Annotated in this window: 21 protein-coding genes; 13 read left to right on the top strand and 8 right to left on the bottom strand. The window is 71.5% G+C overall.

Annotated elements, in window-relative coordinates; all coding sequences use genetic code 11:
* Window positions 1-44 precede the first annotated feature (44 nt).
* The 4 genes from AQI88_RS33540 to AQI88_RS33525 all read left to right on the top strand — a co-directional run bounded on the left by AQI88_RS33540 (window position 45) and on the right by AQI88_RS33525 (window position 6,163).
* Window positions 45-1,475 (top strand): MGH1-like glycoside hydrolase domain-containing protein, encoded by a 1,431-nt coding sequence (locus AQI88_RS33540; RefSeq protein ID WP_067006553.1) that lies wholly within the window; start codon window positions 45-47, stop codon window positions 1,473-1,475.
* Window positions 1,472-3,409 (top strand): amylo-alpha-1,6-glucosidase, encoded by a 1,938-nt coding sequence (locus AQI88_RS33535; protein WP_067006551.1) that lies wholly within the window; start codon window positions 1,472-1,474, stop codon window positions 3,407-3,409. Before AQI88_RS33540 ends, AQI88_RS33535 begins: the two co-directional genes overlap by 4 nt.
* 33 nt (window positions 3,410-3,442) lie before the next feature.
* On the top strand, window positions 3,443-3,757 hold the full coding sequence (locus tag AQI88_RS33530) for a hypothetical protein (RefSeq protein WP_067006549.1): 315 nt from the start codon (window positions 3,443-3,445) through the stop codon (window positions 3,755-3,757).
* 801 nt (window positions 3,758-4,558) lie between these two features.
* A complete protein-coding gene (locus tag AQI88_RS33525) occupies window positions 4,559-6,163 on the top strand; it encodes an alkaline phosphatase family protein (RefSeq protein ID WP_067006689.1) in 1,605 nt (534 codons plus the stop codon).
* Between the two features lie 13 nt (window positions 6,164-6,176).
* Here the strand turns inward: AQI88_RS33525 and dusB are convergent, their stop codons facing one another.
* Window positions 6,177-7,334 carry a tRNA dihydrouridine synthase DusB gene (gene dusB, locus AQI88_RS33520; RefSeq protein WP_067006547.1) on the bottom strand — a complete coding sequence of 386 codons (1,158 nt, stop codon included), beginning with the start codon at window positions 7,332-7,334 and terminating at the stop codon, window positions 6,177-6,179.
* Between the two features lie 50 nt (window positions 7,335-7,384).
* Window positions 7,385-8,296, bottom strand: coding sequence for a helix-turn-helix transcriptional regulator (locus tag AQI88_RS33515; protein WP_079057979.1), 912 nt, complete (start codon window positions 8,294-8,296; stop codon window positions 7,385-7,387).
* Window positions 8,297-8,399: 103 nt separating this feature from the next.
* Here AQI88_RS33515 and AQI88_RS33510 point away from each other — a divergent pair, with 103 nt between their 5' ends.
* A complete protein-coding gene (locus tag AQI88_RS33510; RefSeq protein WP_067006545.1) occupies window positions 8,400-9,818 on the top strand; it encodes an MFS transporter in 1,419 nt (472 codons plus the stop codon).
* Between the two features lie 52 nt (window positions 9,819-9,870).
* Entirely contained in the window at window positions 9,871-11,322 is a 1,452-nt protein-coding gene (locus tag AQI88_RS33505) for an MFS transporter (RefSeq protein ID WP_067006683.1), read from the top strand.
* Between the two features lie 61 nt (window positions 11,323-11,383).
* Here the strand turns inward: AQI88_RS33505 and AQI88_RS33500 are convergent, their stop codons facing one another.
* On the bottom strand, window positions 11,384-11,806 hold the full coding sequence (locus tag AQI88_RS33500; protein ID WP_067006543.1) for a winged helix-turn-helix transcriptional regulator: 423 nt from the start codon (window positions 11,804-11,806) through the stop codon (window positions 11,384-11,386).
* Between the two features lie 87 nt (window positions 11,807-11,893).
* Between AQI88_RS33500 and AQI88_RS33495 the strand changes: the two genes are divergently transcribed.
* A complete protein-coding gene (locus AQI88_RS33495; protein ID WP_067006541.1) occupies window positions 11,894-12,715 on the top strand; it encodes an NAD(P)H-binding protein in 822 nt (273 codons plus the stop codon).
* A gap of 224 nt (window positions 12,716-12,939) precedes the next feature.
* The gene (locus AQI88_RS33490; protein WP_067006538.1) at window positions 12,940-13,422 is read left to right on the top strand and encodes an RICIN domain-containing protein; all 483 of its coding nucleotides are present in this window, start codon (window positions 12,940-12,942) and stop codon (window positions 13,420-13,422) included.
* Window positions 13,423-13,448: 26 nt separating this feature from the next.
* Here AQI88_RS33490 and AQI88_RS33485 read toward each other — a convergent pair whose 3' ends face one another.
* Window positions 13,449-14,333: a helix-turn-helix transcriptional regulator gene (locus tag AQI88_RS33485; protein WP_067006535.1), complete on the bottom strand. Its 885-nt coding sequence runs from the start codon at window positions 14,331-14,333 to the stop codon at window positions 13,449-13,451.
* A 213-nt stretch (window positions 14,334-14,546) separates the two neighbouring features.
* Between AQI88_RS33485 and AQI88_RS33480 the strand changes: the two genes are divergently transcribed.
* The 3 genes from AQI88_RS33480 to AQI88_RS33470 all read left to right on the top strand — a co-directional run bounded on the left by AQI88_RS33480 (window position 14,547) and on the right by AQI88_RS33470 (window position 17,539).
* Window positions 14,547-15,974 (top strand): MFS transporter, encoded by a 1,428-nt coding sequence (locus tag AQI88_RS33480; RefSeq protein WP_067006532.1) that lies wholly within the window; start codon window positions 14,547-14,549, stop codon window positions 15,972-15,974.
* Between the two features lie 121 nt (window positions 15,975-16,095).
* The gene (locus tag AQI88_RS33475) at window positions 16,096-16,320 is read left to right on the top strand and encodes a hypothetical protein (protein WP_067006524.1); all 225 of its coding nucleotides are present in this window, start codon (window positions 16,096-16,098) and stop codon (window positions 16,318-16,320) included.
* Between the two features lie 79 nt (window positions 16,321-16,399).
* Window positions 16,400-17,539 (top strand): serine hydrolase domain-containing protein, encoded by a 1,140-nt coding sequence (locus AQI88_RS33470; protein ID WP_067006521.1) that lies wholly within the window; start codon window positions 16,400-16,402, stop codon window positions 17,537-17,539.
* A gap of 9 nt (window positions 17,540-17,548) precedes the next feature.
* Here the strand turns inward: AQI88_RS33470 and AQI88_RS33465 are convergent, their stop codons facing one another.
* Entirely contained in the window at window positions 17,549-18,136 is a 588-nt protein-coding gene (locus AQI88_RS33465; RefSeq protein ID WP_067006518.1) for a TetR/AcrR family transcriptional regulator, read from the bottom strand.
* Between the two features lie 26 nt (window positions 18,137-18,162).
* Entirely contained in the window at window positions 18,163-19,173 is a 1,011-nt protein-coding gene (locus AQI88_RS33460; RefSeq protein WP_067006513.1) for an aldo/keto reductase, read from the bottom strand.
* 173 nt (window positions 19,174-19,346) lie between these two features.
* On the opposite strand from AQI88_RS33460, the gene AQI88_RS33455 reads away from it, so the two are divergent.
* Window positions 19,347-20,399, top strand: a complete 1,053-nt coding sequence (locus AQI88_RS33455; RefSeq protein ID WP_067006510.1) for a chitinase — start codon at window positions 19,347-19,349, stop codon at window positions 20,397-20,399.
* Between the two features lie 25 nt (window positions 20,400-20,424).
* Here AQI88_RS33455 and AQI88_RS33450 read toward each other — a convergent pair whose 3' ends face one another.
* Complete coding sequence (locus AQI88_RS33450) at window positions 20,425-21,036, bottom strand: LysE family translocator (RefSeq protein ID WP_067006506.1); 612 nt, start codon at window positions 21,034-21,036, stop codon at window positions 20,425-20,427.
* A 214-nt stretch (window positions 21,037-21,250) separates the two neighbouring features.
* Here AQI88_RS33450 and AQI88_RS33445 point away from each other — a divergent pair, with 214 nt between their 5' ends.
* Entirely contained in the window at window positions 21,251-22,363 is a 1,113-nt protein-coding gene (locus AQI88_RS33445; protein ID WP_067006502.1) for an endonuclease/exonuclease/phosphatase family protein, read from the top strand.
* A gap of 55 nt (window positions 22,364-22,418) precedes the next feature.
* Here the strand turns inward: AQI88_RS33445 and AQI88_RS33440 are convergent, their stop codons facing one another.
* Entirely contained in the window at window positions 22,419-23,801 is a 1,383-nt protein-coding gene (locus tag AQI88_RS33440) for a glycine--tRNA ligase (protein ID WP_067006499.1), read from the bottom strand.
* Window positions 23,802-23,804: the final 3 nt, after the last annotated feature.

The following is a 23,804-nucleotide window of genomic DNA, read 5'->3' as shown; positions in this document are numbered from 1 at the left end:
CCACAGCCAAACCCGGTCGGCCGGACGTCTTCGGGGAGTCCCGAGTGGATCGCACTGCCCAGCTCACCGCCCGTCTCCCGGAGAGGGAGATCGCATACGATCCGCCGGCTTCGGCGCCGTCGCTGCACGTCAGGGCCGCACAGGTGCTCGACGCCAACTGGACGGGCAGCTCGACGGTCCCCTCCCGGAGCCTGTATCCGCACCAGTGGTCCTGGGACTCGGCGTTCATCGCGATCGGCCTCAGGCATCTCTCGCCGCTGCGCGCGCAGACGGAGCTGGAGACGCTGCTGGCGGCCCAGTGGGGCGACGGGCGCATCCCGCACATCGTCTTCAACCCCTCCGTACCGCTCGATGCGTACTTCCCGAGCCCCGACTTCTGGCGTTCCTCGACCGCGGGGCGCGCTGCGGGCGCCCCGCGCACCGTACAGACGTCCGGCATCGTGCAGCCACCGGTGCACGCCCTGGCCGCCTGGCTGGTGCACTGCGCCGACCCGGGTCTTTCGCAGGCCCGCGGCTTCCTCGCCGGGGTGTATCCGCGGCTGGCCGCCTGGCACCGGTATCTGCTGCACCGCCGGGACCTGGGCGGGGGCGGCCTGGTGTCCGTGATGCACCCCTGGGAACAGGGTATGGACAACAGCCCCTGCTGGGACGCCCCGCTCTCCCGCGTCACGCCCGCCCCGGCCCGCTCCTTCCGCCGCGCCGACCTCGACCACGGCGCCCCCGAGGACCGGCCGACGGACCTGGACTACGGGCGGTACGTGCGGCTGGCCACGGACTACCGGGACCGTTCCTATGCCGACGGGGACGGGGAGTTCGCCGTCGAGGACCCGGCGTTCAACGCGCTGCTGATCGCGTCCGAGCACGCGCTGGCGCGGATCGCCGCGGAGCTGGGCGCGGCCGGTACCGCGCGCCACGCGCGCGCCGAGCGGCTGACGGCGGCCCTGGTGAAGCGGCTGTGGGACGCGGCGAGCGGGATGTTCCTGTGCCGGGATCTGCGGGGCGGGGAGCTGATCCCCGAGCGGAGTGTCTCCGGCCTGGTCCCGCTGGTGCTGCCGGGACTGCCCCGCCCGGTCGCCGCCGCCCTCGTCCGCACGCTGTGCGGCCCGCACTTCGGGCTGGGCGAGTCCACGGCGATGGTCCCGAGCTACGACCTCCTCGGCGAGGCCTTCGACCCGCACCGGTACTGGCGGGGCCCCGCGTGGTTCAACACGAGCTGGCTGCTGGAACGGGGGCTGCGCGCGCACGGCGAGCGACAGCGGGCCGACGCGCTGCGGGAGGCGGTGCTGAGCCTCGCCGACGCCACCGGCTTCGCCGAGTACGTCGACCCGTACACCGGGGAGGCCTGCGGCGCGACCGGCTTCGGCTGGACGGCCGCGCTTGCACTGGATCTGCTTCATGAACGCCCCGGGCACACCGTGTCCCCCACGGCCACGGGCGCGTTCGACACGAGTGACAAGGGAGGGGACCGGGGATGACGGACCGGCATCATCTGCTCGTGCACGGGGCGACGTTCGCCGCCGTGGGCGACCTGGGCGACATCAGCGGGGTGCGGCGGGGCAGCTCCCCGGACGGGTTATTCGTACGCGACGCCCGGCACCTCAGCCGCTGGCAGCTCACCGTCGACGGCGCGGTGCCCGAGGTGCTCACCCCGGTCACGGACGGCGACGCGGCCCGCTGTGTGCTGGTGCCGCGCGGCGGCCGGCAGGAGCCGCCCGCACACACCCTCTTCCGGGAACAGGCCGTCGGCGACAGCTCGTTCGTCGAGTCCCTGCGGGTGACCAGCAACCGCCCGGTGCCCACCACCGTCCGGCTCGCCATCACGGCCGACGCCGACTTCACCGACCAGTTCGAACTCCGCTCCGACCACCGCACCTACGTCAAGGCCGGCGCCGTACGCTCCCGCCAGGTCCTGGACGACGGCATCGAGTTCTCCTACCGGCGCGCCGATTGGCGGTCCTGTACGACCATCACGGCCGACCCCGCCCCCGAGGCCGTCGAGGAGACCGGCACCGGCGCCCGCCGCCTGGTGTGGACCCTGGATCTGGAACCCCACGGCACGACCGAGCTGGTGCTGCGCGTGATGGCCCGCCCGCACGGGGACAAACGCGCCCTGCGCGTGCCGCGCTCGCCCGCCTCGGTGAACGAACAACTCCTCGCGCTGGAGGGCAGGTTCGTGGAGGGCGTGGCCTTCCCGACCGGCTGGCCCGAGCTGGCGGCGGCCTGCGCCCGGGGCCTGGCCGACCTGGCCGCGCTCCAGGTGGCGGCGGCCGGACCGGACGGCGAGGAGCTGCGCGTACCGGCCGCCGGCGCCCCCTGGTTCCTCACCCTGCTCGGCCGGGACGCCCTGCTCACGGCCCTGTTCGCGCTGCCGTACCGCCCTCAGCTGGCCGCGGCCGTACTCCCCGCACTGGCCGCCACCCAGGCCACCGGGAACGGAACGTCCTCGGTCGCCCAGCCCGGCAAGATCGTGCACGAGGTGCGGCACGGCGAGCTGGCACACTTCGGCCAGGTGCCGTTCCGGCGCTACTACGGCTCGGTCGACGCGACCCCGCTGTTCCTGATCCTGCTCGGCGCGTACGTCGAGCAGACCGGCGACGCCGTCCTCGCCCGCCGTCTTGAACCGCACGCCCGCGCGGCGATCGGCTGGATGCTGGACCACGGCGGGCTGACCTCGCGCGGCTATCTCGTCTACCGCGCCGACAAGGGCGGCCTCGCCAACCAGAACTGGAAGGACTCCCCCGGCGCCATCTGCTGGTCCGACGGCACCCGGCCCACCGGCGCGGTGATGGCGGCCGGCGCCCAGGGCTATGCGTACGACGCGCTGCGCCGCACGGCGTCGGTGGCGCGCACGGCGTGGGCCGACGAGACGTACGCCGCCCTGCTGGAACAGGCGGCGGCCGACCTGCGCGACCGCTTCCAGCGGGACTTCTGGATGCCGGAGCGCTCCTTTCCCGCGCTCGCCCTGGACGGGCAGGGCCGCCAGGTCGACGCGCTGGCGTCCGACGCCGGGCATCTGCTGTGGTCGGGGCTGCTGGACAAGGAGTACGGCGAGGTGGTCGGACGACGGCTGCTGGAACCGGACTTCTTCTCCGGCTGGGGCGTACGCACCCTCGCCTCCGGCCAGCCGGCGTACCACCCCCTCTCCTACCACCGCGGCTCGGTCTGGCCGCACGACAACGCGCTGATCACCCTGGGCCTGGCCCGCTACGGCCTGCACGACGAGGCCCGTACGGCGGCGCACGCCCTGGTCGACGCGGCGACGACGGCCGGCCACCGGCTGCCGGAGGTGCTGGCGGGCTACGGCCGTGACACGCACCCGGAGCCGGTCCCCTACCCGCACGCGTGCGTCCGCGAGTCCCGCTCGGCGGCGGCGCCGCTCGCGCTGCTCACGGCGGTCGGTGGCGCGTAGCGTGAGGGCGAGAGCGGGAAGGAGAGGAGGGTCATGGCCGGACAGGTATTGACCGAGGTCAGCGCCATCGTCCCGCCCGATCGGGAAGGAGAGCTGGTCACGGCCTACCGTGAGCTTGTCGCCGGCCCGCTGCCCGAGGGGCTGCTGCGCACCGAGTTGCTGAGCGGACGCGACGGACGCTGGCGTATCCAGACCCTGTGGCGGAACCGTGCCGCGCTGGACGCGATGCGTGCGGCCGCCCCGGAAGGCCCGGCGGCACCCCGGCTCTTCCGTGCTGTCGGCGCCGACCCCGAACTCGCCGTTCTCGACGTCAGGGCTTGTCTCGTCGCCTCGTCCGAACCGGGCTGAGCGTCACCGGCGAGAGGCTTGACGAGGCGTTTGCCCGGTGTTTGCCGAGGTGCGTGAACAGCGCACTCGGGTGAGCCGTACGGGATGTCGGCGGGCCAGGCGGGCCGGGGTTTCTCCGGCCCTGCCCAGTTTCCCCAGCGTGGCCCGCCGACTCCGTCACGGGTCTCGCACGGAAGGACCTCCGGGTTGCCTCAGCACACGAGCACGCACCAGTCACCGGGTACGGCCGGGGGAGCCGAGGCCGTCCTCGACGAACGGGACGAGGAACGGGACGAGGAGAGGACACCGGCCCCGCAAGCCGTGGGCTCCGCGGAGGCCGGGGAAGACGGCCCCGAAGAGGCCACGGCTACGGCCGAGGTCGCCGGCTCCACAGCCGAGGGAGCCATCGCGGGACCCGCTCGATCAGACACCACGGCAGCTCCGGAAGCCGAGGCTGAAGACACCGCCCAGGGGCTCACCGAGGCCGCGCCGGAAGGCCCAGCCGAAACCACACCCTCCGCGAAAGCCGCAGCCGAAGCAGACATCACGGGGCGAACCGCCACCGAGCAAGCCGCCCCTGAACAGGCCACCCCCGCCGAGACCGCCACCAAGGAAGCCACCACCGAGCAGACCACCACCGAGACCGTCGCCGAGCAAGCCACCCCCGCCGAGACCGTCGCCGAGCAGGCCACCCCCGAGGAACCCGCCGCCCCCGCCGCCTCTCGTCCCGCCCGTCGCGCCTGGACCGCCTGGTCCTCCCGCACCCTCCGCTGGCGGGAAGCCCACCCGGCCGCCGCCCAGGCCCTCTCCGTCACCGTCACCGTGCTCGCCGCCGCCCTCGTCGTCGCCGCGCTCGTGCTGCCGAACTCCGTCGTCGGGATCGGGCCCGCGAAGTTCCTGCGGATACCGGGGGAAGCGGTCATCGGGGCCGCGGTGATGCTGGCGCTGCCGCGCCGGCCGCGGATCGTGCTGGCCGCGGTGTCCGGAGTCGCGCTGGCCGCCATGACCGTGCTGAACCTGCTCGACATGGGCTTCAACCAGTACCTCGGCCGCGGCTTCAACCCCGTCCTCGACTGGAGCCTGCTCGGCGACGCCGAGTCGTATCTGGAGGACTCGTTGGGCCGTACGGCCACCCTCGCCGCCACAGCCGGTGTCATCGCCCTCGTTCTGCTGCTGTTCGTGCTGCTGGCGCTGTCGACCGTCCGGCTGGGCAACGTGCTCGCCCGGCACACCGGCACCGCGACCCGGGGCACCCTGATCGCCGGAGTCGTCTGGATCACCTGCTCCTCCCTCGGCCTGCAGGTATCCGGCGTGCCGATCGCCGCCGACCGCACCGCCACCGCGCTGAAGTGGCAGGTCCGGCAGGCCCGGAACACCCTCCGGGACGAGGCGGAGTTCGAGAAGGTGGCCAAGGTGGACGCGTTCGGGAACACCCCGGGCAACCAACTGGTCCCCGCCCTGCGCGGCAAGGACATGATCTTCACGTTCATCGAGAGCTACGGCCGCAGTGCCGTCGAGGACCCGATCATGGCGCCCGGCGTCGACAGCACGCTCGACGCGCGCACCAGGGCCCTCGCCAAGGCGGGCTACCACGCCAAGAGCGGCTGGCTGACCTCGGCGACCTACGGCGGCAGCAGCTGGCTCGGCCACTCCACCACCATGTCGGGGCTGTGGATCAGCAACCAGCAGCGCTACCGCACCGTCATGGCGAGCGACCACCTCAGCCTGACCGAGGCGTTCAAGAAGACCGGCGCCTTCGACACGGTCGGCGTCATGCCGGGCGTACAGAAGGGCTGGCCGGAGCAGAAGTGGTACGGCCTGGACAAGGTCTACAACGCCTTCCAGCTCGGCTACAAGGGACCCAAGTTCAGCTGGTCGACCATGCCGGACCAGTACGCGCTCCAGCAGTACCAGGACCGGGTGCACAGCAAGAAGCCCGCCGACGGCAAGGCGCGGATGTCGCTGCTCATCCTGACCTCCAGCCACCAGCCCTGGGCGCCGATCCCGAAGATGGTCGGCTGGGACCAGCTGGGCGACGGCTCGGTCTTCAAGGGCATCCAGGCGGCGGGCAACCAGCCGGCCGACGTCATCGCCGACACCACCAAGTCCCGCCAGGAGTACGGCAAGTCGATCCAGTACTCGGTGACCGCCCTGACCCAGTGGCTGGAGCGCTACGGCAGTGACGACACCGTGCTCGTCTTCCTCGGCGACCACCAGCCGATCGCCCGCGTCAGCGGCAACCACGCCAGCCGTGACGTACCGGTCTCCATCGTCGCCAAGGACCCGAAGGTCCTCGACAAGATCGCCGGGTGGGGCTGGACGGACGGCCTCCGTCCCGCCCACAACGCGCCGGTCTGGAAGATGAGCGCGTTCCGCGACCGCTTCCTGACGGCGTACGGCTCGACTCCGCACCCGAAGAAGGGCTGATCAGCCCCCGGAGTCAGCCTCCGGAGGTGTCCAGTTCCGCGTCCTCGCCGACGCCCGCGCAGTCGTACGGGTCCTTCAGCCAGCCGTCCGGCAGCACCACCCGGTTGTTGCCGGACGTACGGCCGCGCGGGCCGTCCGCGCCGAGCGGCCAGGACTGGTCGAGGTCCAGCTCGTCCAGTCCCGCCCGCAGCTCCTCCAGCGAAGAGGTGATGGCGAGCCGCTTGCGCATCTCGGAGCCGACCGCGAAGCCCTTCAGGTACCAGGCGACGTGCTTGCGGAAGTCGATGACACCCCGGGACTCGTCACCGATCCACTCGCCGAGGAGGGTGGCGTGCCGGACCATGATGTCGGCCACCTCGCGGAGCGTCGGCCGCGCACTGTGTCCATCAGTGCCTCCGGCGCGGGCTTGCGTACGTCCCTCGAAGGCGGCCACCAGATCTGCGAACAGCCACGGCCGGCCGAGGCACCCTCGCCCCACGACCACCCCGTCGCAACCGGTCTCCCGCACCATCCGCAGCGCGTCCTCGGCCGACCATATGTCGCCGTTGCCGAGCACCGGGATCTCCGGCACGTGCTCCTTGAGGCGGGCGATGGCGTCCCAGTCGGCGGTGCCGCCGTAGTGCTGGGCGGCCGTACGGCCGTGCAGCGCGATGGCCGTGACGCCCTCCTCGACGGCGATGCGGCCGGCGTCGAGGTAGGTGATGTGGTCGTCGTCGATGCCCTTGCGCATCTTCATCGTCACCGGGAGGTCGCCGGCGCCGGAGACCGCCTCGCGCAGGATCGCCCGCAGCAGGTTCCGCTTGTAGGGCAGGGCCGAGCCGCCGCCCTTCCTCGTCACCTTCGGGACCGGGCAGCCGAAGTTCAGGTCGATGTGGTCGGCCAGGTCCTCCTCCGCGATCATGCGGACGGCCTTGCCGACGGTCGCCGGGTCGACGCCGTACAGCTGGATCGAGCGCGGCTTCTCGGTCGCGTCGAAGTGGATCAGCTGCATGGTCTTCTCGTTGCGCTCCACCAGCGCCCGGGTCGTGATCATCTCGCTGACGAACAGCCCCTTGCCGCCGCTGAACTCCCTGCACAGGGTGCGGAAGGGCGCGTTGGTGATCCCCGCCATGGGTGCGAGCACGACGGGCGGCGTGACGGCGTGCGGGCCGATGGAGAGCGGGTGGGTCATCAGACGACTCCGGGACGGATGTACGACGGGAGGCAAGGAACCATTGTCCCTCACCCCTCGGACAGTCCCGCCAGCCGCTCAAGACGCTCCTCGCTGTCCTCGTCGGCGGGGACGTAGGCGACCACCCGCTGGGCCGGTGCCTGGGGGGCCAGCCACATGGTGCGGTGCTCCAGGCGGATGAGGCCGGCCGCCGGGTGAAGGTAGCGCTTGACGTGCGGGGACATCGGCGCGACCTCGTGCCGCTCCCACAGCCCGCGGAACTCCTCGGAGACCTCCAGCAGCCGGTTCAGCCGCTCCTTCCAGGCCGGCTCGGCGACATGCTCGGCCATGGCCGCCCGGTACTTGGCGATCAGGTCCCGCAGCATCTCGTCCCGGTCCAGGAAGTCCCGCTTCCAGCGCTCGCTGGTGGTCAGCAGCCACAGGCAGTTGCGCTCGGCCGGGGGCAGCTCGGCGGGGTCGCCGAAGACCTGGGCGAAGGGACGGTTGGCGGCGAGGATGTCGTAGCGGGCGTTCTGCAGCGAGGCCGGGTAGGGCGCCAGGCGCTCGACGATCTTCAGCGCCGACGTCGAGGCGACCGTGCACTCGGCCTCGGTGCGCGGGTCGGCGGTCCCGGCGAGCGCGAAGAGGTGGGCGCGCTCGGCCGGGTCCATCAGCAGCGCGCGGGCGACCGCGTCCAGCACCTGGGCGGAGACGTGGGTGGCCCGGGCCTGCTCGATCCAGGTGTACCAGGTGACGCCGACCGCGGAGAGGTGGGCGACCTCCTCCCGGCGCAGGCCCGGCGTACGGCGGCGCGGGCCGCGTGGCAGGCCCACCTGCTCGGGGGTGACGCGCTCGCGGCGGCTGCGCAGAAAGGCGGCCAGCTCGCGCCGGCGGATGTGCTGCTCCCGTGGCCGGTCCCGGTCCTGCTGCGTCGGCCGGTCCCCGTACTGCTCCTTCTTCTGCTCCGGCGCTGCGATGGTCATGGCACCAAGGGTGCCGTCCCGTCGTACCCCGGTTCCAGTTGGTGCCGGTACCTGGATGAGCACCGCCTGGTACTCGGCTGGGAGCTGCCGCAGGGTCGTGGGCATGACCGCGACGACAGCATCCGTGACCTCGAAGGCCCCGCCCCGGGAGGCCCTCACCCCCCTGGGCCTGCTCACCCTCCTGCTCGGCACGGCCCTGCCGATGATCGACTTCTTCGTCGTCAACGTGGCCCTGCCGACGATCGAGCGCGATCTGCACGCTCCCCCGGCGACCCTGGAGATGGTGGTGGCGGGCTACGCCGTCGCGTACGCCGTGCTCCTCGTCCTCGGCGGGCGGCTCGGCGACACCTACGGCCGGCGGCGGCTGTTCCTGTGGGGCGTGGCCGGTTTCGGGCTGACCTCGCTGGCCTGCGGGCTCGCGCCCGGTGCCTGGTGGCTGGTGGGTGCGCGGATGGCGCAGGGTGCCGCGTCGGCGGCGCTGCTGCCGCAGGTGCTGGCCACCCTCCACGCCACGACGAGCGGCGAGCGGCGAGCCCGTGCGGTCGCCCTGTACGGCTCGGTCGGCGGCGTCTCCGTCGTGCTCGGGCAGGTGCTGGGCGGGGTGCTGGTCGCCGCCGACCTGGCGGGCACCGGCTGGCGCGCGGTGTTCCTGGTGAACGTGCCGGTCGCGGTGGCCGCACTCGGCCTCGCGCTGCGGTCGGTGCCGGACAGCCGGGCCGAGCGGCCCGCGCGCGGCGACCTGGCCGGTACGGCCCTGCTGGCGGCGACGCTGACGGCCCTGCTGCTGCCGCTGACCGAGGGCCGGGCGGCGGGCTGGCCGCTGTGGTCGGTGCTGCTGCTGTGCGCGGCCCCGCCGCTCGCGCTCGCCTTCCACGCGGTGGAGCGGCACGGCGAGCGGACCGGCGGGGGCCCGCTCCTGCCGCCGTCCCTGCTGGCCGCCACCGAGGTCCGCCGGGGCCTGCTGCTGGGCCTGCCGGTGTTCGTCGGCTTCGCGGGCTGGATGTTCGTGAGCGCGGTCACCGTGCAACAGGGCCTGGGCTACGGCGCGCTCGCGGCCGGGCTGACGCTGGTGCCGATGGGGGTGGCGCAGTTCGCGGCGTCGATGCTGGCGCCGTATGCCGTACGACGGCTCGGCGGGCGGGCGGTGACGCTGGCCGCGGCGGTGCACCTCGCGGGGCTGGCGACGGTGACGGCGACCGTGCTGTTCGGCCCGTGGCCGGATCTGAGCCCGCTCGCCCTGGCGCCGGGACTCGCCCTGTGCGGTGTGGGCCAGGGCCTGGAGCTGCCCCTCTACTTCCGGAACCTGCTGGCCGCGGTCCCCGCGCGGCTGGCGGGCACGGGCAGCGGTCTGGCGGCCACGCTCCAGCAGTCCTGCCTGGCCGTCGGCGTGGCCACGCTCGGCTCGCTGTTCCTGTCCCTCGTCCCGGGCCTCGGCATGCGGGTCGCCCTCGCGGTGGTGCTGGCGGTGCAGGCGGCGGGGCTGGTGGGGCTTGGCGTACTCGGCTTGCGGCTGCCACGATAATGGCATAGTCGTTAGTTAGACACACTATTGAAATCGGCGTAGGATGGAGCGCATGCCCGAGCTGAGCCACCGCAGACGCCTGCTCGTGCTCGCGATCTGCTGCATGAGTCTGCTCATCGTGAGCCTCGACAACACCGTGCTGAACGTCGCGCTGCCCTCGATGCAGCGCGATCTGCACGCCACCACCTCCGGCCTGCAGTGGACGATCGACGCGTACACGCTGGTGCTGGCCTCGCTGCTGATGCTGGCGGGCTCGACGGCCGACCGCATAGGCCGCAAGAAGGTCTTCATGGCAGGCCTGGTCGTCTTCTCGATCGGCTCGCTCCTGTGCTCGCTCGCGCCCGATCTGGATCTGCTGGTCGTCTTCCGCATGGTGCAGGCGGTCGGCGGCTCGATGCTCAACCCGGTCGCCATGTCGATCATCACCAACACCTTCACCGACTCGCGTGAGCGGGCCCGCGCGATCGGTGTCTGGGGCGCGGTGGTCGGCATCTCCATGGCGGCCGGACCGCTGGTCGGCGGCCTGCTGGTGGAGTCGGTCGGCTGGCGGTCGATCTTCTGGATCAACCTCCCGGTCGGCCTCGCGGCCCTGCTGCTCACCCTGCGCTTCGTCCCCGAGTCCCGGGCGCCCAGGGCCCGCCGCCCCGACCCGGTCGGCCAGGTGCTGGTCATCGCCCTGTTCGGCTCGCTGACCTACGCGATCATCGAGGCGCCGGACGCAGGGCCGGACGCCGTTCTTCCCTTCGGCATGGTGGCGTGCGCCGCCCTGCTGGGGCTGCTCTGGTACGAGCCTCGGCGCGACGAACCGCTCATCGACCTGCGCTTCTTCCGCTCCGCGCCGTTCAGTGGGGCGACCGCGATAGCGATCAGCGCGTTCGCGGCGCTGGGCGGGTTCCTGTTCCTTTCCACGCTGTACCTGCAGAACGTGCGGGGTCTCGACGCCCGGCACGCGGGCCTGTGGATGCTGCCGATGGCCGTGCCGACCTTCCTGTGCGCGCCGCTGTCCGGGCGGCTGGTCGGGAGCCGGGGGCCGCGGGTGCCGTTGCTGATCGCCGGGTGCGCGATGACGGCGAGTGCGGTGCTGTTCGCGGCGTTCGAGGGCGAGACGTCCGACACCACCCTGTTCCTGGGGTACGTGCTGTTCGGTGTCGGCTTCGGGTTCGTGAACGCGCCGATCACGAACACGGCGGTGTCGGGCATGCCGAGGGCTCAGGCCGGGGTCGCGGCCGCTGTCGCCTCCACGAGCAGGCAGCTGGGGCAGACGCTGGGCGTGGCGATCGTGGGAGCCGTACTCGCTTCCGGGGTCGGCTCGTCGTCGTACAAGGACACGTTCGTGTCGGCCGCCCGGCCCGGATGGTGGATTCTCACGGCGTGCGGGGTGGCCGTACTTGTCCTCGGGCTGGTGAGCAGTGGGCGGTGGGCTCGGGGGACTGCTCAGCGTACGGCCGAGCAGCTGGAGTCGGTTGAGGTGCGACAGGTCGTGGGGGCTTCTGAGCGGGCCTAGCTGTGGGTGCGTCACTGCTGAGCCCACAGCTGTGTCCGGTAGGGGGCGGTGACGGTTCTCGTCAGCGGATGTCGTGGTCGGGGTGGGTCCGGTCGTACGCACGCCGTGCCTCGGCGATGACGGTGCGATGGGCAAGGGACCAGTCGGCGAGAGCCTTGACCAAATGGGTCAGGCCGGTCCCTGTCTCCGTCAGACGGTAGTCGACCTGAGCCGGGACGGTCGGGTACACGGTGCGCAGCACGAGGCCGTCGCGTTCGAGCCTGCGCACGGTGAGGGTGAGCATGCGCTGGGAGATGCCGTCGATGGCGCGCTGCAGTTCACGGAACCGGCGCGGCCCGCCCGCGAGTTCGACGATCACGAGCACCGACCACTTGTCCCCGATGCGGTCCAGGACGTCACGGATGCCGCAGTCGGGATGGTCCTCGCGTCCGCAGGGGGCGAGGTCGGCGGGGTCGGTGGTTACCCCCGTGTGCGTGAGTGACATCGAACTGCCTTCTTGTGGCCGGTGGTTGTGCGGTCGAGGATCAAGCGTAGTTACCGATGAGAACCACGACGGAAGACTGCGATTGACATGATCTTGGTGACCGGAGCAAACGGGAAACTCGGCTCGGCCACTCTTGCGGCCCTGCGCGCCCACGGCGTCATCGCGACGGGTGGCAGCCGCACCCCCGGCGAGGGGATGCGGCGTCTCGACTTCGACGACCACGTGAGCCTCGATCTCGCCGGTGTGTCCACCCTGGTGCTGATCTCGGCCGGTTATGCCGAGGACGACCAGGTCACCCGGCGGCATGCGGCAGTCCTGGACGCCGCCGTCCGGGACGGCGTCCACCACGTCGTCTACACGAGCCTGACCGGTGCCGGCGACCATCTCGGTTTCGCGCTCGCGCACCGTGCGACCGAACGCCTGGTGCGGGCGAGCGGATTGCCGTGGACGATCCTGCGCAACGGCCTCTACGCCGAACTCTTCGGCGGTCTCCTGATGTGGGCCGACCATGGTGTGGAGTCCGCGTTCGGCAGCGGTGCCCTGTCCGCGGTCGCGCGAGCGGATCTCGCGGATGCCACGGCGATCGTCGCCGCGCATCCGGCACTGCACAGCGAGCGGGTCTACGACCTCGTCGGCACGCCGATCACGGCGGGGCAGGTGGCCGATCGGCTCGGGGTCCCGCACCGCAGCATCAGCCTGGGCGAGTACCGGCGCAGGCTCCTCGACGAGACGCCGGGGCTGCTGCCGTTCCAGCCGCCCATGCTCGCCTCGATCGCCACGGGTGTCCGGCACGGCTTCCTGGACGGCACCACCCCCGACCTCGCGGACCTCCTTGGCCGCCCGGCCCGGGATCCCCTGGCCACGGCCGTCACAGCCGCGTCCGCCACGAGACCGGAGGCGGGCGTCTAGGGCACGTCCAGGGCCTGTCCGGCGGGCGGCACGCCATGCCGTGTCACCCGGAGTGCGGCACCGACATGACCCACAGGGGGCCGGCGCGGTCACCTGTCCGGCGGTTTCCGGTCGCGGCCCGGCGCAGGGCGGCCAAGCATGAAGGTGAACGCCGAGGTGCCCGGGCGCTCTTGCCCGTCTTGCACCCGTCATCCGTGGCAGTGCCGAACTCCGGAGGGTCTCCCATGCCCATCACGCCCCTACGACCTGTACCTCCCTCGGACACCCCGCAGCTGATCGTGCACACGGTCAGCGGTCTGTTCATCACGCCGAACGGGCACAGCCACGCCGCCGGAGAGGAAGTCCGGCTGTGGCGGGGAGCCTTGAGGACGGGCAACAAGCAGGACATGTGGGAGTTCCTGGCCGCCGACGAGGAAGGCCTGTGGCGGATCAAGAACGGGCAGGACGACCTGTACCTGACGGTCAGGGACAAGCACCCGAAGGCTGTCGTCTGCCAGGACAAGTGGAGCGAGAGCAGCAGAGGACAGCTCTGGCGCATGGTCCAGGCCGACCCCGCCCAGGCAGATGTGGTCATCGCATCGGCGCTGGACGAGCGGCTGGTGATCTCGCCGGTCGAGAGCAGCCACTGGGGAGAGACCACCCTGGAGGTCGACCAGGTCGGACCGTACTCCGACCAGTTCTGGCGCTGGCGCAGCCCGCGCGGCTGACCGGTCCGGGCTCCGCCGGACCGGCCCTAGGGGACTCGACTCCCCTGCGCTATGTCGTGCAGTTTCTCGAGGCGTCGTCTCGACTCCTCGTCCGCCGGTGTGTACGTCACCATGCGCGGGCCCAGGTCCGGGGTCAGCCACAGGTCGGTGTGGTCCACGGTGACGCGGCCGACGTAGCGGTTGCGGAACTCCTTGCGTCTGGCGCTGGCGCCCACCACCTCGTGGCGGTCCCAGATGTCGCAGAACTCCGGGGACTCCGCACGCAGCCGCTTGAGGAGCATCTTCCAGCCGGGCTCGGCGAGGTGGCCGGCCATCGAGGCACGGAAGCGGGCGGCCATGAGGCGGTGGGTCTCCTCCAGGTGCACGATCGAGGAGCGCCACTCGTCGTGCGTGTACGACAGGACCATGCAGTTGCGGTCCTGAGGGGGCACCTCGTCCAGGTCGCACAGCAGCAGCGCGTAGGTGCGGTTGTAGGCGAGGATGTCGTACTTGCTGTTCTGCACGCACGCCGGGAACGGTTCGAGCTGCTCCAGCATGGCCCGCAGGGCGGGCGTGATCGACGGGCAGCTCGTGGCCGGCGCCGGGTCGGTGGCCCCGGCCAGCTGGAAGAGGTGGGTCCGCTCGCTGGGGTCGAGCATCAGGGTGCGGGCCAGCGCGTCGAGGACCGAGACGGAGACCTGGATGTTCCGGGCCTGTTCGAGCCAGGTGTACCAGGTGACGCCGACCGCGGAGAGCTGGGCGACCTCCTCCCGGCGCAGGCCGGGGGTGCGGCGCCGGACGCCGCGCACCAGCCCCACCTGCTCGGGCGCGATCCGCTCGCGCCGGCTGCGCAGAAAGGCGGCCAGCTCGTGCCGCCGGATCTCCGAGCCCCGCATCGCCGGGGCGGCGGTCCCCTGAGCCATCGTCGTCATACCTCCAGGGTGCCGCCGGGCGGAGACTGTTTCCAGGTGGTTCTCGTACCAGGATATGGGGGCACGGCTACCAGCCTGGGGGATTTTCCGCCTCAGCCGACCGGGCAGTCGGCCTCCCACGGGGCGCGCAAGGGCAGCCTGTTTCCAGGTAGTTCTGCTACCAGGATCAGAACACTCTGGTACCAGTCTGCGGGCGGGCGCAGGCTCGGGGGCATGACAGAAACCGTCACGACTCCTGCCGTCCGTGCCCCGGCGGCGTCGCCCGCGCTGAGCGGGCCGGGGCTGTTCACCGTTCTGCTGGCCGCGGCGCTGCCGCTGGTCGACTTCTTCATCGTCAATGTCGCCCTGCCGACCATCGGTGCCGATCTCGCCGCGGGCGAGGCCGTGCTGGAGCTGGTGGTGGCCGGGTACGGGGTCGCCTACGCGGTGCTGCTCGTGCTCGGCGGGCGGCTCGGGGACCTGTTCGGGCGGCGGCGGCTGTTCCTCGGCGGCATGGCCGCCTTCGGGGTGACCTCGCTGGCCTGCGGGCTGGCCCCGGGTGCCTGGAGTCTGGTCGCGGCGCGGGTCGCGCAGGGGGCGTCGGCCGCGGCCATGCTGCCGCAGGTGCTCGCCACCATCCAGGCCGCGACGAGCGGGCCCCGCCGGGCCCGGGCCATGAGTCTCTACGGCGCGACGGCCGGGCTGTCCATGGTGGCGGGGCAGATCCTGGGCGGGGTGCTGGTCGCCGCCGACATCGCCGGGAGCGGGTGGCGGTCGATCTTCCTCGTCAATGTGCCGGTGGTGCTGGTGGGGCTGGTGCTGGCCGTGCGGTTCGTGCCGGAGACCCGGTCGCAGCGCCCGGAGCCCGTCGACGGGCCCGGCACGGTCCTGCTCGCGGCGTCCCTGCTGACGCTGCTCGTCCCGCTCACCGAGGGGCGTGCTGCGGGCTGGCCGCTGTGGACGTGGCTGTCGCTGGCCGCGTTCCCCTTCGTCGCGGGCGCGTTCTACGCGGTGGAGCGCCGGGCGGACCGGCAGGGGCGGACTCCGCTGGTGCCGCCGAGTCTGTTCGCGGTGGCGTCGCTGCGGCGGGGGCTGGTGCTGATGCTGCCCTTCTCGATCGGCTTCAGCGGGTTCATGTTCGTGATCGCGCTCGTGCTGCAGCGGGGAGCCGGGCTCGGCCCCGTGCCCGCGGGGCTCGCACTCGCGCCGATGGCCGTCGCCTTCCTCTTCACGTCCCTCGCCGGACCGCGGCTGATCGCCCGGTACGGCACCCGGGTGATCGCCGTCGGGTCCGTCCTGCAGGGCGTGGGCATCCTGTTGATCGTCCTGGCCGCCTGGCGGGACTGGCCGCACCTGGGCTTCGGCTCGCTGCTGCCGGGAGCGGCGGTCGCCGGGGCCGGGCAGGCGCTCCAGCTCCCCAACCTGATGCGGATCGTGATGTCCGAGGTGCCGCCGGCCCGGGCAGGCGTCGGCAGCGGTGTGATGGTCACCACACAGCAGTCCGCGCTCGCCCTGGGCGTGGCCACCCTCGGCACCCTCTTCCTCTCCCTCGTCCCGCACCAGGGCATGCGCGACGCGCTGGTCATCACCCTGCTGGTGCAGCTGGCCGGGATCGCCCTGACCGGGCTGCTCAGCCTGCGGCTGCCCCGCACGGTCGGCTGAGCCAGGGGCAGCCAAGGGCACGGCTGGGCCAACACGCCGTGAACCACCCCCTGTTGATATTGGTCCTGCTGCACACTCCTTGCCGTCGGGGTGCGCGGGACTCGAGGAGGCGTGAGGCGTCATGCCGCAGGACAGCAGCACGAGCAAGGTCAGCCGCTGGGACCAGCACGGCCGGGAGCACGTGGTCCGGGTGCAGCGCACGGGCGTACAGCGCACGATCAGATGCGACACCTGCGGCTGGCGCAAGGGGGCCCAGTTCCTGCCCTGGCTGAAGGCGGAGGAGCACCTGGCCGAGGCCCACCAGGCGACGGTGGATCCGGCGGGTGCCCGGCAGCCGTCGCGCTGAGGGGCGATGACTTCCGGCGGCGGCAGGAGTCGTACGAGAGCAGGAACACGTACGAGCGCCCACGGAAGGCCGAGGAATCATGACCGCACTGCACGACACCCTGCGCCGGTACGTGGACGACGGGACCGTGCCCGGCGCGGTGGCCCTGGTCGCCCGCGGGGACGACGTCGAGGTGGTGACCGTCGGGCATGCGGACGCCGACGGCTCGGCCCCGATGGCCCGGGACTCGCTGTTCCGGATCGCCTCGATCACCAAGCCGGTGACCGCGGCGGCGGTACTGATGCTGGTGGAGGAGGGCCGGATCGGCCTCGACGACCCCGTGGACGCGTGGCTTCCGGAGCTGGCGAAGCCGATGGCCGTACGGACGCCGGCCGGCCCGTTGGACGACCTGGTGCCGGCGGCCCGCCCGATCACGGTCGAGGACCTGCTCAGTTCGCGGGCGGGCTGGGGGTTCCCGTCCGACTTCTCGTTGCCCGCGGTGCAGGCGCTGTTCGAGGTGCAGAAGGACGGCCGGGCACCGCAGGCCTTCCCGGCGCCGGACGCCTGGCTGGCCGGACTGGCCCGGGTGCCGCTGCTGTACCAGCCGGGCGAGGCATGGCTCTACGGCACCTCCTCCGATCTCCAGGGGGTGCTGATCGCGCGGGCCTCGGGCCGTACGCTCCCGGAGTTCCTGGCCGAGCGGGTCTTCGGGCCGCTCGGCATGAAGGACACGGCGTTCGAGGTGCCGGCGGACAAGCGGGACCGGTTCACCACCTACTACCGGCAGCGTGCCGACCGCACCCTGGACGTCGCGGACACCCCCGACGGCGCGTGGAGCCGGATCCCGGCCTTCCCCTCCGGCGGCGGCGGTCTCGCCTCGACCGCCGACGACTACCTGGCCTTCGCCCGCATGCTGCTGGCGGCCGGCGAGGCGAACGGCCGCCGACTGCTGTCGCCCACCTCGGTGAGCCGGATGACCAGCAATCACCTCAGCGCCCGCCAGCGGGAGATCGGCCGCCTCTTCCTGGCGGGCGAGGGCTGGGGCTACGGCGCCCAGGTCGACGTCACCCCGGCCGAGCCCTGGAACGTGCCCGGCCGCTACGGCTGGGTCGGCGGCACCGGTACCACCGCCCACCTCGTCCCCGCCACCGGCACGGTCACCCTGCTCCTCACCCAGGTGGGGATGGCCGATCCGACGCCGACGCCGCTGATGCGGGACTTCTGGCGGGTGACGGCGTGACGCCGGCCCTCAGGCCGCCAGCCCCCGCACCAGCAGGTCCACGACCGCCTCGAACTCGTCCTGGATGCCGGGCCCCTGCCACTCCCGGGCGTAGCAGGGGTCGTGGAAGCGGCCGGTGGCCTGGAAGACGGCGCGGGCCGCGGCGGCGGGGTCGGCTGCGGTGAAGGCACCCGATGCGGAACCCGTCTCGATGATCCGGGTCAGCTGCGCGGTCAGGTCGGCGATGTGCTCGCCGACCACCGTGCCGTTCTCGTCGGTCAGCACCGTGTAGGTGGCGAACAGCTCGGGGTCGTCGCCGGCCTTGTGCCGCTTGGCCTCGAACAGGGCCGCCAGCCAGGCCCGCAGCCGCTGCTCGGGGGCGCCGTCGCCGGCGGCGATGACGGCCAGTTTCTCCGACGTCCGGTCCAGCCACCGCTTGGTCACCGCCTCGCGCAGCGCCGCCTTGGTGCGGAAGTGCCGGTAGACGCTGCCGTGGCTGACGCCGAGCGCGCGGGCCACGTCGACCACGGTGGCCTTGGCCGGGCCGTGGCGGCGCAGCACCTCCTCGGTCGCTTCGAGGATGCGCTCGGCGGTCAGGGTCTCGGTGGGCGGTGCCATGCCATAGACCGTACCTGGGGGCGGGATCAGCGCTCGCTGTCGAGCTTGGTCATCTGCTCGGCCGGGTAGCGGTCGCCCGCCGCCGCGTCCGCCGGGACGGCCTCCTCGACGGCTGCCAGGTCGGCCTCGTCCAGGGTCACGTCCAGGGCGCCGAGCGACTCGGCCAGCCGCTCGCGGGTGCGGGCGCCGACCAGCGGCACGATGTCCTCGCCGCGGGAGAGCACCCAGGCGATGGCGATCTGCGCGACGGAGACGCCCTTCTGCTCGGCGATCTTCCGCAGCGCGTCGACCAGGTTCAGGTTGTGCCGGAGGTTGTCGCCCTGGAAGCGGGGCGAGTGGGCGCGGAAGTCGTTCGCGGCCAGCTGCCGGTCGCGGGAGAAGTGGCCGGAGATCAGGCCGCGGGAGAGCACGCCGTAGGCGGTGAGGGAGATGCCCAGTTCACGGGTGGTCGGCAGGATCTCCTGCTCGACACCGCGGGAGATGAGCGAGTACTCGATCTGGAGGTCCGCGATGGGCGCCGTGGCGGCGGCCCGGCGGATGGTCTCGGCGCCGACCTCGCTCAGGCCGACGTGCCGGACGTACCCCTTCTCGATCAGCTCGGTGATCGCGCCGACGGTCTCCTCGATCGGTACGGCCGCATCGAGGCGGGCGATCCGGTAGACGTCGATGTGGTCGACGCCGAGGCGCTGGAGGGAGTAGGCGGCGAAGTTCTTCACGGCGTCGGGGCGGCCGTCGTAGCCGCTCCAGTTGCCGTCCGGGTCGCGCAGGGCGCCGAACTTCACGCTGACCAGCGCCTGCTCGCGCCGGGCGGCGGGCGCGGTGCGCAGGGCCTCGCCGATCAGCATCTCGTTGTGGCCCATGGCGTAGAAGTCGCCGGTGTCCAGGAGGGTCACGCCCGCTTCCAGGGCGGCGTGGATGGTCGCGACGGACTCGGCGCGGTCGGCGTCGCCGTACAGCGCGGACATGCCCATGCAGCCGAGGCCGAGGGCGGAGACCTGCGGGCCGGTGGTTCCGAGGGTTCGGGTTCGCATCGTCATGCCCTCACCCTGCCATGACAGCTGACAGATTTCAATATCTGTCAGTCCATACTTGTCAGCCGGGCGAAGCCCCAGCTTGGTCCAGACCTATTGACGAGAGGTCTGGACCACATGCACTGTCATGTCTACGACACCTGCGCGCATCCACCCCGACCCCCACCGGGAGGCCCCGCATGCTCCGCCGTACGCTGCGTCTGCTCACCGCCGCGCTCACCTCGGCCCTCCTCGCCCCGCTCACGGTCGCCACCGCCCCGGCCGCCTCCGCCGCCGACACCTGTGCCGTGAAGTCACGGCCGGCCGGCAAGGTGCTCCAGGGCTACTGGGAGAACTGGGACGGCTCCGCAGGCGGCGTCCACCCGCCCTTCGGCTGGACCCCGATCACCGACTCCCGCATCCCCGCCCACGGCTACAACGTGATCAACGCGGCCTTCCCGGTCATCCGCTCGGACGGCACGGCCCTGTGGGAGGACGGCATGGACAGCGGCGTGAAGGTGGCCACGCCCGCCGAGATGTGCGCGGCCAAGGCGTCCGGACAGACGATCCTGCTCTCCATCGGCGGCGCGGCGGCCGGCATCGACCTGAACTCGTCCGCCGTGGCCGACCGGTTCGTGGCGACCATCGTCCCGATCCTGAAGAAGTACGACTTCGACGGCATCGACATCGACATCGAGACCGGCCTGACCAACAGCGGCAGCATCGCCCAACTGTCCACGTCCCAGGCCAACCTGATCCGCATCATCGACGGGGTTCTTGGGCAGATGCCCGCGAACTTCGGCCTGACGATGGCTCCGGAAACGGCGTACGTGACCGGCGGGAGCATCACCTACGGCTCGATCTGGGGCGCGTACCTGCCGATCATCAAGAAGTACGCGGCCAACGGCCGGCTGTGGTGGCTGAACATGCAGTACTACAACGGCAGCATGTACGGCTGCTCCGGCGACTCCTACCCGGCGGGCACGGTGGCCGGCTTCACCGCACAGACCGACTGTCTCGACAAGGGGCTGGTGGTGCAGGGCACGACGATCCGGGTGCCCTACGACAGGCAGGTGCCGGGCCTGCCGGCCCAGTCGGGCGCGGGCGGCGGCTACCTGCCCCCGTCCCTGGTCTCCCAGGCCTGGAAGCACTACGGCAGCTCGCTCAAGGGCCTGATGACCTGGTCCGTCAACTGGGACGGCTCGAAGAACTGGACCTTCGGCGACAACGTGAAGGCGCTTCAGGGGCGTTGAGCAGCGCCGGGCCGGTCCCAGGCCGCTACCGGGCCGTGAGGGCGAGCTTGGCGCCGAGGGCGAGGAAGGATCCCGCGAAGGTCCGCCGCAGCCAGGCCATGACCCTCGGCCGGGAGGTGACATGGCTGCGCACCGAGGCGGCGAGGATGCCGTACAGGGCGAAGACGACGAAGGTCAGCAGCATGAAGACGCCGCTCAGGCCCAGCATGCGCGGGAGCGCGTGCGGCTCGCTGGGGCTCACGAACTGGGGCAGGAAGGCGAAGAAGAAGATGGTCAGCTTGGGATTGAGCAGGTTGATCAGCACGCCCCGGACGATCACCTGCGCCGCCGAGCGCGGTTCGCCGTCCTGCTCCACGGTGATCGCCTCCTTGTCCCGCAGCGTGGCCCACGCCATGTAGAGCAGATAGGCCACACCGGCGTACTTGAGGAGCTGGAAGGCGGCGGCGCTCGCGTTCAGCAGCGCGGCGAGACCGGTGACGGTGGCGACGACGTGCGGGACGATCCCGAGCGTGCAGGCGAAGGCGGCGACGATGCTCGCGCGGCGCCCGCGGGAGAGGGCGGCGGCGAGGGTGTAGACGACCCCGGTGCCCGGGGTGACGACCATGACGAGGGTGGTCAGCAGGAAGGCGAGACTCATGCGGCCACCCTGGTGCCCCGGGCACTCACCGGACAGGGCCAATCCCCGGTCTTCATGGGGGACCAATGTCCGGCGGGAATCGGCGAGGTGGCCTCCGGCTCCGTTGGACACGGTTCGGTGGCGCTCGGAGAATGGGGGTTGTCGGCGAGCAGTCACCTAGGCGGCGCCTGCCGTCGGCCGTGCGGTGCTTCTCGCGCCGCCGAGGAGGCCCGCCATGAGCATCCGGATCGCCACGTTCAACATGGAGAACCTCTTCCGCCGGCCCACGGCCTTCCGCCTCACGGACCCGGCGAAGCGGAAGGAAGTCCTCGACGACTTCGACACGCTGGTCGCCCTCCTCGACCTGCCGGCGTACAAGGACGAGGACAAGACGCAGATCGTCCGGCTCATCAAGAAGTACAAGGCGTACGACATCGACCCGAAGAACCCTCCGCCGATCATCGTCAACCAGTCCCGCCCGGGCAAGCACTCCGGGCTGTTCCAGACGTCCGGGCCGGCGGACCACCCGCACATCGAGATCACGGCCGGCGGCCGTGCCTCGTGGACCGGTTGGGCCGAACTCGGGCAGGACGACCTCGACATGAGCGTGGTGCGCAACACCGGCCGGGTGGTCGCGGAGGTCGACGCCGACATCCTGCTGACCGTGGAGGTCGAGGACCGGCTCACCCTGGAGCGCTTCAACACGCACGTCCTGGCCGGGGCGCTGGGCAGGCGGCCGTACCCGTACAACCTGCTGATCGACGGCAACGATCCCCGGGGCATCGACATCGGGATCCTCAGCCGTCACCCGATCGCGTCCGTCCGCTCCCACCTCTTCGACACCAACCCGGAACGTCCCGCCGAGCGGCTGTTCAGCCGGGACTGCCCCGAGTTCGAGATCCAGCTCGACGGATCGCCCCTGGTGATCCTCGGCAACCACCTCAAGAGCAAGTTCAAGGACGACCCGGAGCTGCGGCTGGCCCAGGCGAAGCGGGTCGCGGAGATCTACCGGGCGGCGGCGGAGCGCACCCCGCACGTGATGGTCGCCGGGGACCTCAACGACGACCCGGAGAGCGAAGCGGTCGCGGAGCTGCTGGACACCGGTCTGCGCGATGTGATGAGTCACCGCGCCTACCACGGGGAGCCCGGCACCCACGGGCAGTGCGACAGGCCACAGGACAAGATCGATTATCTCCTGCTCCCCCCGCCGCTGTGGCACGAGGTGCAGCAGGTGGGCCTGGAGACCCGCGGAATCTTCGCGGACGGCATCAAGTCCTTCGACACGGTGACGTCGAAACTGAACGAGGCGTCCGACCACGCGGCGCTCTACGTGGACCTGGACCTCTGAAAACACCGGTGCCGGGCCCCTGGGAGCAGGGCCCGGCACCGGGAAGAAGCGAAGGTCAGGCGCCGATCAGACGGCTGGCCAGGTACCCCTCGATCTGGTCCAGCGATACGCGCTCCTGCTTCATCGAGTCACGCTCACGGACGGTCACTGCGTTGTCCTCGAGCGTGTCGAAGTCGACGGTCACGCAGTACGGCGTACCGATCTCGTCCTGGCGGCGGTAGCGGCGGCCGATGGCACCGGCGTCGTCGAACTCGATGTTCCAGTTCTGGCGCAGCGCCTGGGCGAGGCCCTTGGCCTTCGGGGACAGCTCGGGGTTGCGGGACAGCGGCAGGACCGCGACCTTCACCGGAGCCAGCCGGTGGTCGAGGCGCAGCACCGTGCGCTTCTCCATCTTGCCCTTGGCGTTGGGCGCCTCGTCCTCGACGTAGGCGTCGAGGAGGAAGGCCAGCATGGTGCGGCCGACACCGGCCGCGGGCTCGATGACGTACGGCGTCCAGCGCTCGCCGGCCTCCTGGTCGAAGTAGGAGAGGTCCTGGCCGGAGGCCTTGGAGTGGGCGCCGAGGTCGTAGTCGGTCCGGTTGGCGACACCCTCCAGCTCGCCCCACTCGCTGCCGCCGAACTGGAAGCGGTACTCGATGTCGGCGGTGCGCTTGGAGTAGTGGGAGAGCTTCTCCTTCGGGTGCTCGTACCAGCGCATGTTCTCAGTGCGCAGACCCAGGCCGGTGTACCAGTTCCAGCGCTGCTCCATCCAGTACTCCTGCCACTTCTCGTCCTCGCCCGGCTTGACGAAGAACTCCATCTCCATCTGCTCGAACTCGCGGGTGCGGAAGATGAAGTTGCCGGGCGTGATCTCGTTGCGGAAGGACTTGCCCATCTGCGCGATGCCGAACGGCGGCTTGCGGCGCGAGGTGGTCTGCACCTGGGCGAAGTTGGTGAAGATGCCCTGGGCGGTCTCGGGGCGCAGGTAGGCGACGGAGCCGGAGTCCTGGGTCGGGCCGAGGTGGGTGGAGAGGAGACCCGAGAACTGCTTGGGCTCGGTGAACTGGCCCTTGTTGCCGCAGTTCGGGCAGTTGATGTCGGCCAGGCCGTTCTCCGGGGCGCGGCCCTTCTTCTCCTCGTACGCCTCTTCCAGGTGGTCGGCGCGGAACCGCTTGTGACACGCGGTGCACTCGGTCAGCGGGTCCGTGAAGGTGGCGACGTGACCGGAGGCGACCCAGACCTCGGAGGCCAGGATGACGGACGAGTCGATACCGACCACGTCCTCGCGCGACGTCACCATGTAGCGCCACCACTGACGCTTGATGTTCTCCTTGAGCTCGACACCCAGCGGTCCGTAGTCCCAGGCGGCACGCTGTCCGCCGTAGATCTCACTGCACGGGAAAACGAAGCCACGGCGCTTGCTCAGGCTGACGATGGTGTCGATCTTGTCGGCGGCCACGGT

The sequence above is a fragment of the Streptomyces cellostaticus genome (assembly GCF_001513965.1).
Lineage (GTDB): Bacteria > Actinomycetota > Actinomycetes > Streptomycetales > Streptomycetaceae > Streptomyces > Streptomyces cellostaticus.
This window is presented reverse-complemented; position numbering and strand designations above follow the sequence as displayed.